General features: G+C 47.2%; 10 protein-coding genes. 8 read left to right on the top strand and 2 right to left on the bottom strand.

Annotated features, from left to right (window positions below; genetic code table 11):
- On the bottom strand, window positions 1–74 hold a 74-nt coding region (locus tag PJF56_RS22365), incomplete at its 3' end, for a helix-turn-helix domain-containing protein (RefSeq protein ID WP_430540883.1).
- 152 nt (window positions 75–226) lie between these two features.
- Between PJF56_RS22365 and PJF56_RS10935 the strand changes: the two genes are divergently transcribed.
- Together PJF56_RS10935 and PJF56_RS10930 are read left to right on the top strand one after the other, a co-directional pair.
- Window positions 227–1,303 (top strand): RuBisCO accumulation factor 1, encoded by a 1,077-nt coding sequence (locus tag PJF56_RS10935; protein WP_283762706.1) that lies wholly within the window; start codon window positions 227–229, stop codon window positions 1,301–1,303.
- Window positions 1,300–1,770 (top strand): P-loop NTPase family protein, encoded by a 471-nt coding sequence (locus tag PJF56_RS10930; RefSeq protein WP_283762705.1) that lies wholly within the window; start codon window positions 1,300–1,302, stop codon window positions 1,768–1,770. The genes PJF56_RS10935 and PJF56_RS10930 overlap by 4 nt, the downstream gene beginning before the upstream one ends.
- Here PJF56_RS10930 and PJF56_RS10925 read toward each other — a convergent pair.
- Window positions 1,754–1,954, bottom strand: a complete 201-nt coding sequence (locus tag PJF56_RS10925) for a hypothetical protein (RefSeq protein WP_283762704.1) — start codon at window positions 1,952–1,954, stop codon at window positions 1,754–1,756. The two genes, PJF56_RS10930 and PJF56_RS10925, sit on opposite strands and share 17 nt — an antisense overlap.
- Before the next feature lie 198 nt (window positions 1,955–2,152).
- On the opposite strand from PJF56_RS10925, the gene PJF56_RS10920 reads away from it, so the two are divergent.
- The 6 genes from PJF56_RS10920 (at window position 2,153) to PJF56_RS10895 (ending at window position 9,929) form a co-directional block, all read left to right on the top strand.
- Window positions 2,153–2,911: an RNA polymerase sigma factor gene (locus PJF56_RS10920; protein ID WP_283762703.1), complete on the top strand. Its 759-nt coding sequence runs from the start codon at window positions 2,153–2,155 to the stop codon at window positions 2,909–2,911.
- Window positions 2,901–3,809, top strand: a complete 909-nt coding sequence (locus tag PJF56_RS10915; protein ID WP_283762702.1) for a DUF1822 family protein — start codon at window positions 2,901–2,903, stop codon at window positions 3,807–3,809. Before PJF56_RS10920 ends, PJF56_RS10915 begins: the two co-directional genes overlap by 11 nt.
- A 95-nt stretch (window positions 3,810–3,904) precedes the next feature.
- Entirely contained in the window at window positions 3,905–4,852 is a 948-nt protein-coding gene (locus PJF56_RS10910; RefSeq protein ID WP_283762701.1) for an ABC transporter ATP-binding protein, read from the top strand.
- A gap of 78 nt (window positions 4,853–4,930) precedes the next feature.
- The gene (locus tag PJF56_RS10905) at window positions 4,931–6,130 is read left to right on the top strand and encodes a Coenzyme F420 hydrogenase/dehydrogenase, beta subunit C-terminal domain (RefSeq protein WP_283762700.1); all 1,200 of its coding nucleotides are present in this window, start codon (window positions 4,931–4,933) and stop codon (window positions 6,128–6,130) included.
- Window positions 6,131–6,150: 20 nt separating this feature from the next.
- A complete protein-coding gene (locus PJF56_RS10900) occupies window positions 6,151–7,821 on the top strand; it encodes a tetratricopeptide repeat protein (protein ID WP_283762699.1) in 1,671 nt (556 codons plus the stop codon).
- A gap of 44 nt (window positions 7,822–7,865) precedes the next feature.
- Window positions 7,866–9,929 carry a potassium channel family protein gene (locus PJF56_RS10895; RefSeq protein WP_283762698.1) on the top strand — a complete coding sequence of 688 codons (2,064 nt, stop codon included), beginning with the start codon at window positions 7,866–7,868 and terminating at the stop codon, window positions 9,927–9,929.
- Window positions 9,930–9,961: the final 32 nt, after the last annotated feature.

The raw sequence follows: 9,961 nt of genomic DNA, 5'->3' as shown, positions 1-9,961 counted from the left end.
CAGCCAAACAACTGGGCAAGTTTTTGTGTCTGGCGCTGGGTTGGATAGATTCGATATTGGTATCGCGCTCTCATCTTTTGCTGACTACATCATTGGTTTTAGTTTGCCCTAGAACAGGTACAATAGGGAAGCAAGGCGGCTTTAGCCGCTCGTGTCGTCTTTCATCCCCGCAATAAATTGACGGGGATGAAAGACTCCCGTATTACTTTCGTAAAAAGTCACGGCTATGAGTTATTCCCCCTATTCAGCCCCCAATACCGAACCCATTGATGCAGAGGCCTTGCTGCTGCAACTGCGCCGCAAACAAGGTACATGGGTTGAGTGGGGCCAAGCCTGTAACCAACTGCAAAAGGCGGGATATCAACCCGATCGCATTTTTGAAGAAACGGGATTTGAACCGGTACAACAAAATCAGGTGATGGTGGCGGCCCAAGTCTACACCAGTTTAATCAAAGGGGATATTAAGGAAAACGTGCGATCGCACTTTAACCAAAAAAGCTCAGATATCCTCTACGAGTTCCGTATCCTCACCCAACCCCAACGGGTAGCAGCGGCCGAGTTTAGCTTAGAACAAAACCTGGATGCCGATCAGGCCCACGAACTGGCCAAAGCAATCAAAGATTTCTCCCGCAACAGTTCCCCCACCGAAGGCTTTTCTCAGCATCCGGGAGATATCATGGCCCATCAATGCTGGAAAAGTGCCCGTGAACACAAAGATATTCAAGAGCGATCGCGCCTGATTGCTAAAGGGCTGCGCTATGCTCAGAGTGGGACAGCTCGCCAACATCTGGAACATCTACTGACAGATTTTACCGTCGTTCCTCAAAAAAGTGCCCCCAGATTACCCGTATATCGCCTAGAATCGGCAGATGAATCCCCCCGCGTAATTCCGGTTGTTGGTCAATTTCCCCTCAGTTTCGACGATTGGAAAGCTGTACCGTTTATCGAACCCCTTGACCCCTTTGGCGTGGTTCGTAGCCAGGGAACTTCGGCCTTTGTGGCGGTTCCTGGATGGCCCGTGATTCGGGGAATGGACGATCCGGTAGCCCTGTTAGCCAACAGCGAACAATTGCCCCAATCCCTATCCAAGAATTCAGAACCGGTTTTAATTTTAGTCGATCGCCAGGAACGACAATGGCAGAGCGATCGCTATTTTTTGGTCAACATCGGGGGGAAACTGGAACTGCAATGGTCAGATACTGAGCCAGAGCATCCCCTTTTAGCTCAAGTGGTTCTAGTGATGCGCCCCCATCATATCCTCGACCCGGAATTTACCAAACAACTCTGGCAAGTAGAAGAATGAGAATTATCCTGCTGGGTAACGCGGGTGCAGGCAAAACCACCATGGCTCGTCGGTTAATTGGCGATCGGGCTATTGCCCGATTATCTCTAGACGAAATTGCCTGGAACCCAGGGCCCGAAAGAAAACCCCTGGATGAAAGTATTGCCCTATTGCTCTCATTTATCCAAGAGCATGAACAATGGGTGATTGAAGGCTGCTATGCCGATTTAGTTGAAGCAGCCTTACCTTACTGCACCGAACTGCGCTTTCTCAATCCAGGTATCGAAACCTGTGTCCAGAACTGTTACCAACGACCTTGGGAACCGGAAAAATTTGCTGCCCCCGAAGAGCAACAAGCAATGCTTGAGGTTCTCGTTGATTGGGTCAAGCAATATGAAACCCGCAACGACGAATATGGACGATCGCGCCATCGCGCTCTCTACGATCGCTTCACTGGGGCAAAACAAGAGTTTACCCAGCAACCCTAGAGGCGCTCCGAGACTCTTGTTCCACCTTTCCAGTTAAAACCCCCTGTTGAAGCTGGTGAAAGGCTTGAATATCTTCTAGTCCGTAGCGCGTACATTGGAGAAGATACCGAAGTTGCTCTTCGTGGGTACGTGATAGATATCCACTCATCAGGGTTTGCTTGACAATATCGCGAATTAAAATCATCGGATGGATCTCCTAGGGAACGCTAAAATCGCGAAGACTTCATGAAGCCTTCATTAGATCTCTCAGAAAAATCCCTAGGTTTTTATGCAAAACACCCCAATATTGCAATAAAACTTAACATTTAGCCCGATAAATGTAAAATTTTGTAAATCCTGCATAAAAAGCCCCCTAAAAAACTGAGAACCCTATAGAGGTGTCATGCAGCACCTTGCCCTTAAAGGTTCTCTCATTAGTACGGAAGGCATGGCAGAGTTACCAGACCTAACAGAGTTAGACCAAACGTTAAAACCCTTGGCGATCGCCGCCAAACAACACCCCCCCAAAAGCCTGCACCGGAAGCAGCTTTTGGGCAAACTCATCCGGACTCTGATCGACTCCGATCAACTCGCCAGACCCAGGCGTAATCAATTTAAAAACCACTATGCAGAGATTTATGCAGAAGCTAAACAGCAACTGTTTTACCATCTTTGCCACCGAATTGATGACTACGATCCGGACAAAGGCGAAGTCTTACAATGGGCCAACTATCTCCTAGAAAAACGGTTTTTCATTGAAGCGTCTCGGTGGGTTTTGCAAAGCATTCCCAGGGGCGTACAACGACTCAGCCTTGATGATTTAGAAAAACAGTTTAATCAGCCCGAAAAGCCCGTCACCTTAGAACAAATTTATCCGGAACGAATGCCCTTAATCTCGGAACAGGTGATTGGTTGGATTCGCGCCGATCCTGACGGAATCTTTAAGCGAACCCATATTGTAGGCAAACCGGCTGCTAATTTTCAGTTTCTCGCCCTGAGAATGATTGAGGGTTACTCCTGGCAGGAAACAGCCGATCGATTAGGTATTCGCCTAGTTACACTCAATCGGTTCTATCACCGGTGTTTAGCTAAATTTTCTGCCCAAATTCAAGACTATATTTTGACCCAAACTATTTCCAACTCGAACGATGATGAAAACTAATCCTACAATCACCATGCCCTTAACCCTGAATGCCCATGAGCAGGCAGCCCAATGTGCCCAAAATCAAGCCGATCCGGGTAAAGCGAAACAAGTTTATCTGAATACATTAGCGATTCAGGCGGTGAAAACCTACTTAGAATGGTTCGATCTCGTTCCTGATTGGGAAACCTCTAACAGTCATCAACCCATTTTGCAATCTCTTTCTAATAGTGCTGACCTATGGATTAAGGGCAAAGGTCGAGTGGAGTGTCGGCCCGTTTTACCGGGAGCATCTAAGTGTATTATTCCGCCAGAAACCTGGGGCGATCGCCTGGCTTATATTGCCGTTCAACTCAACGCAGATCTCACAGAAGCCAATCTTGTGGGATATCTCCCCCAGGTCTATGATTCAGAAGTTCCCTTAACTGAATTTTACTCCCTCGATACCCTCTTGGAACATTTGCATCCAGTGATGCTGACCGAATGGTTAGACAATTTAGAGGATAGGCTGGCCTCCGGTTGGCAAACTTGGAGGGAATTTTGGTCAACCTCCCAACCCCAAATGGCTTTAAATTTTAGATATCCTAGTGCTACCGCTTCTGCGCCTGCCCACTGCGAACGGGGCAAAAAGTTACAATTAGACCCCAACGGTGAACCCATTGGATTATTTATAGGTATTCATCCGATGGTGCATGAAGAATTTGATATTTTTGTACAAGTCTATCCCCTAGGGAACCAATCCCATTTACCCCCAAACCTGCAATTGTCGATTTTAGATGACGAAGATGAGGTCGTCATGCAAGCCTCTTCTAGAAGTACGAAATCTATGCAACTCGATTTTAGTGCTGAACGGGGCGATCGCTTTTCGGTTAAAGTTTCCCTGGGGGATATTAGTATCACGGAATGGTTTATGATCTAGAGCGAGTGCTAAATCCTGGTAATGGGTAATGGGTAATGGCAGGTTATCAGCCTTACTCATTACTTATCAATACTTATTGCGCCCTGACGTGACCTATGACTGAAGCAACTGCGTGTGTAATTGAAACTTGGGATTTGAGTAAGGTTTACCGGACGGGGTTTTGGTTAAACCAGAAGATAGAATCCCTGAAATCTTGCTCTGTGAGGGTGTATCCTGGAGAAACCTTTGGTTTACTCGGGCCCAATGGGGCAGGGAAGACGACGCTCCTGAAGACGTTACTGGGAATTGTACGCCCAACTTCTGGACGGGGGGTGTTGCTGGGTCGTCCGTTAGGCGATCGCCACATTAAGCAACGGATTGGCTATTTGCCCGAAAATGCCTATTACTACGATTATCTCACTGGCTGGGAGTTTTTACTCTTTACCGCCGGTTTGTTCCAAATTCCCACCACGGTTGCTCGTACCCGCATCCCCGAACTGTTGGAACAGGTGGGATTAGATATCAAAACCGCCAAAAGCAAACAACTGCGCCAATATTCTAAGGGAATGAAGCAGCGCATTGGCTTTGCTCAAGCCTTAATTAACGATCCAGAAGTAGTCTTTCTCGATGAACCCATGTCCGGGCTAGATCCCATTGGGCGCTATCAGATCCGCGAGATTATTTTATCCCTGAAGCAGGCTGGGAAGACTCTGTTCTTTAATTCCCATATTTTGTCCGATGTGGAGCAGGTGTGCGATCGCATCGCCATTTTATCCCAAGGGGAGTTAATTTGTTGTGGTTCTTTAGATGAACTCTTAGGTCAAGTGCAATCCTACCAAGCACGAGGTAAAGGAGGCACTTTAGAGGTGATTAAACGCTGGATTCCCAATCTTTCCTTCGATCGCGGCTGTTGGATCGGTGAAGTTCAAGGGAATCCCTATGATTTTATCGCCAGTTTGCGGTTAATGGATGCCGAACTGCTGGAGTTAAAATTAGCCCGTCAGTCCTTAGAGGAGTTTTTCCAATCTAAAATTGGAGCGCTACATGCTGGCAATGGGGAATAAGAGTTGGGGATTACTTATGACTCCTTAACGCGGTATGGTAGTAAGAAGTTGTCCTTTTTGTGATTCTGTATTGCCCCCATGACTTCTACTGCTCCCAAACACCATAAAGCCAGAGCTATCAAACCCGGTAGTGTGCGTCCGGCGAAAGAACTCTGTAGTGAATGTGGACTGTGCGATACTTACTATATTCACTATGTTAAGGAAGCCTGCGCGTTTATTAATCAGCAGATTCCGGAACTGGAAATCCAAAGTCATGGGCGCGATCGCCAATTGGATAATGAAGATGAACTCTATTTTGGCGTTCATCAGGAAATGATGGCGGCTCGGAAACTAGAACCCATCGAGGGGGCGCAATGGACGGGAATTGTGAGTACCATCGCCATTGAAATGTTGACTCAGGGCAAGGTAGAAGGGGTTGTGTGCGTCCAAAACACCCCGGAGGATCGATTTCAACCGATGCCCGTGATTGCCCGCACTCCAGAGGAAATTTTGGCGGCACGAGTGAATAAGCCGACCCTTTCCCCAAATTTGTCGATTTTGGAGCAGGTGGAACAGTCGGGGATGAAGCGCTTGCTGGCGATCGGGGTGGGCTGTCAAATTCAAGCCCTGCGAGCGGTTGAGAAGGAATTGGGGCTAGAGAAGCTCTATGTGTTGGGAACGCCTTGTGTGGATAATGTGACTCGCGCGGGGTTGCAAAAGTTTTTGGAAACCACCAGCCGATCGCCGGAAACCGTCGTTCATTATGAGTTTATGCAGGATTTCCGGGTGCATTTCAAACATGAGGATGGCTCTACGGAAACCGTGCCCTTTTTCGGACTGAAGACCAATCAACTTAAGGATGTGTTCGCACCGTCGTGTATGACATGCTTTGACTATGTGAACTCCCTTGCCGATTTAGTCGTGGGCTATATGGGTGCGCCCTTCGGGTGGCAGTGGATTGTGGTTCGCAATGATACGGGCAAAGAGATGCTAGATCTGGCGATGGAGCAACTGGAAACTCAGCCAGTGATGTCGAAAGGCGATCGCCGTCAAGCGGTTCAACAAAGTATTCCCGCCTACGATCAAGGGGTGACTCTCCCCATGTGGGCAGCCAAATTAATGGGGGTAGTCATCGAAAAAATCGGCCCCAAAGGGTTAGAATATGCCCGCTTTTCCATTGATTCCCACTTTACCCGCAACTATCTGTATACGAAGCGCAACTATCCACAAAAATTAGAGCAGCACGTACCAGAGTTTGCGAAGAAAATCGTGGATCAGTATCAGTTGCCAGAGAATTAATAATAAATAATTAACAATGAATGTCTACCGAAGAATTATTAAAACAAGGCTTGACCTATCACCAACAGGGAAAATATGCCCAAGCGGAAGAGGTGTATGGGCAAATTGTGCAGCAAGAACCAGAGAATACGAATGTGCTGTGTTTATTGGGGATGGTAGCGCGGGGACAGGGAAAGTTAGAGGAGGCGATCGCCCATTACCAAAGGGCGATCGCCCTCAAACCCGATTTTATTGAAGCGCGGTTTAACTTGGGTAACGCTCTCGGTGCCAGCGAACGCAAAGAGGAGGCGATCGCCTGTTATCAAGTTCTCTTAGAGCTACAACCGAGTCATGCAGGGGCTTACAGTAATCTGGGCTTACTCTACCATCAGCAAAATCAGGTCGAGCAAGCTAAACGCGCTTATGAACAGGCGATCGCCATCGATCCGAATCAGGTGGAAAGCTTCTATAATCTCGGTAATCTCTATAAGGCACAGCAGGACTTCGATCGCGCCATTACCTATTACCAGCAAGCCTTGAATCTTAATCCTAACTTTGCCCAAGCGCTGCTGAATTTGGGCAATACCCTACAAGAGCAAGAAAAAGTGACCGGAATTAACCTTAAACGTCGTCAAGAGGCGATCGCTTATTATCATCGCGCTCTCCAAGCGAACCCCAACTATACTGAAGTCTATTATACCCTCGGTAATGCCCTCATCCCACAGGGTCATATCGCCGAAGCCATCCTTGCCTATCAAAAATGCCTAAAACTTAACCCCGAAGAACCCAAAGCCCATACCGGACTTGCCTTTGCACTGCTCAGTCTCGGTTTTCTCGAACAAGGGTTTAGTGAATATGAATGGCGCTGGAAAACCGAAGAATTCACCACAGGCAACCTTACCCAACCCTCTTGGAACGGTGAACCCCTAGCCGGTAAAACCCTCATGCTCTATAGCGAACAAGGTTTAGGGGACATGATACAAATGATCCGCTATCTCCCCTGGGTAAAAGAACAGGGAGCCAAAATTATCCTCGAATGTCGCCAACCTTTGAAGCGTCTATTTGCCACCTTGCCGCAGGTTGAGCAAATTGTGACTAGGGAAGAAACCCTGCCGTCCTTTGATGAACATGCATCGTTAATGAGTTTACCTCACCTGAGCAAAACTTCCTTAAACACCATTGCGCCCCCGCTTCCCTTTGCCTTACCCGATCTTCCTGAAAATCTAATGCTTCCAGAAACACCAGGTAAACTGAAAGTGGGATTAGGGTGGCAAGGCAACTGGGAACATCCCAATAATTATCTGCGATCCTGTTCATTTTCTGACTTACAGCCCCTGTTCAATTGCGACAAGGTGCAATTTTATAGCCTGCAAAAAGACAGTTCTGAGGGCGATAATTGCCAGCAAATAGAGCCAATCGAGCCAACCCCCATCCACCCCTTCCACCCAGACTGTGAGGACTTTCTGGATACCGCGCAGATTATCCGGCAACTGGATCTAGTGATTACGGTGGATACGGCGATCGCCCACTTAGGAGCCACATTAGGCAAACCCACGTGGATACTTTTACACTTTAGCTGTGATTGGCGGTGGATGCTCCTGCGCGTTGACAGTCCCTGGTATCCCACCGTCCGCTTATTTCGCCAAACCCAACCCGGAGATTGGTCTACAGTCATCTTTCAAGTGCAACAAGCATTAACAGCATTGCAGTAACCCCCTCTTACTTGTTTCCCATGCTTTAAGGGAGAAACCAGGTTATGTCAACGCTTTCGACTGCATCAGAAGCCAATGCTCCAGAGTCAAATGGCGATCGCTTTTTGATCTGTGGATTAGGTCGTCTCGGTCAAGAATGTGTGATTGCTCTGAAGAATTTTGGAGTCGTTGTCAGTGCCATTGAAAAAAGACCTCCTGCTCAATGGGAATTATCTAAGGTTCCTCAATTATTGGATACCTTGATTGTCGGAGACTGTCGGCAACCCCATATTCTCGAACAGGCTCAGATTCAAACCTGTCGGACAGTGTTAATTGTCACCAGTGATGAAGAAGTTAATGCCCAAACCACCTTAGCGGTACGGCAACTAAATCCCAGTGTCAGAATTGTAGTGCGTTCTGCGGCCCATAATTTGAATCAACTGTTGAGCGAACAGTTGGGTAATTTTTTTGCGGCTGAACCGACGCAAATGATCGCCAGTGCCTTTGGTTTGGCAGGTTTGGGGGCCCAAACCTTGGGGTTTTTTGAACTAGAGGGTCAAAATCTGCAAGTGATTGCCCATCGACTAGAAGAGGGTCATCGATGGTGTAATGCGCGATCGCTTCAAGACCTCAATACCAGTAAGCGACGGGTGTTATTTTATCTCCCCAGACCGGGATTAGTGCCGGATTTTTATCAGTGGAATCCCCAGAAGATTGTGAGAACAGGAGATACAGTCGTTTATGTCGAAGTGGTAGAAAAGTTTTCACTGACCGATGGCCGACAAGGCCCCAAATTCAGGAGAAATGGGTCTGAATCCGGAAGACCTCAAACGCTTGGGGCTAGATGCCGCCATTTGGTGCAAAAGCAACTGTTTAATGTTAATTTTTGGCAGTTGCAAGGGCAAAAATTCAAAACTCGTTTTTTGATGAGTGGAGTACGAAAAGTCGCAATAATCAATGGCGTTATTGTCCTTGTGCTATTAATTCTAGGCACAACTTTATTTAAATTTTACTATCCCAATACCACCTGGCTTTATGCCTTTTATGCAACAGGGATTCTTTTGCTCGGAGACTATGGAGAATTGTTTGGCCACTTAGAACCGGTCGCCAAAATTCCTCCAGGTTTACAGTTATTTGCCTTTACTCTCACCTTGGTGGGTACAGCATTTGTGGGTGTTTTGTATGCTCTGCTCACTGAAGCAATTCTTTCCTCTAAGTTTGAATTATTGCGTCGCCGTCCTCCCATTCCTAAAACGGATCATTTAATTTTAGTGGGACTCGATCGCCTCGGTCAACAGGTCGCGAGTTTCTTGGATAATCTAGAACAAGCGATCGTCGCTATTCCCTTTAATCCCAAGTTCGATCAAAGTTTATTCCCCCATATTCCCCTAGTTGTCGGCAATTTAACCGAAAGCCTAACTCAAGCCAATGTCAGGACGGCTAAAAGTGTGATTATTACCACAAATAATGAAATGCTGAATCTGGAAATTGCACTCATGGCTCGGCGGTTGAATCCTAACACTCATTTAGTGATTGGCACGTATGGCCAAGGCTTGAGCCGATATTTAAGTCATTTACTGACCAATGTGCAAATTTTGGGAACCTATGAAGTAGCAGCAGAAGCCTTTGCAGGAGCGGCCTTTGGTGAAAATATTATTAGTCTGTTTCGCTATCATCAAACCATTTTAGTCACGGAATATCAAATTGAACCGATTGATACATTACATGGATTACTGATTAGTGAAGTGGCTTATGGCTATGGGGTAGTCGTGGTTCTTCATCAAACGTCAACAGAGACGGCAACTTTGATGCCTTCTGACGATCTGCTGCTGGCAGTGGGCGATCGCATTGTGGTATTGTCCGCCATTGAAGGATTAAAACGGATTGAGCAAGGAACCATAGCTGCGCCAACTTGCCAGGTTCGTATCGATTCTGCCTTGAGCATGGATTCGGCTTTTGATGGCGCTAATGTGATTGCTCGGATTGTTGGATATCGTTTAAGCAGCGCTCGTGAGTTGATGAATAACTTGCCCCACATCTTACCAAAACGGCTCTATCTGCATCAAGCGGAGCGTTTAGTGCGAGAATTAAAGCGATCGCGAGTAAAAGCCCAATTAATCCGGCCTTAATCCATCACCAGCGCCCAGGGCTATAGTTGCAC

It is taken from the genome of Roseofilum halophilum BLCC-M91 (assembly GCF_030068445.1).
GTDB lineage: Bacteria > Cyanobacteriota > Cyanobacteriia > Cyanobacteriales > Desertifilaceae > Roseofilum > Roseofilum halophilum.
This window is presented reverse-complemented; position numbering and strand designations above follow the sequence as displayed.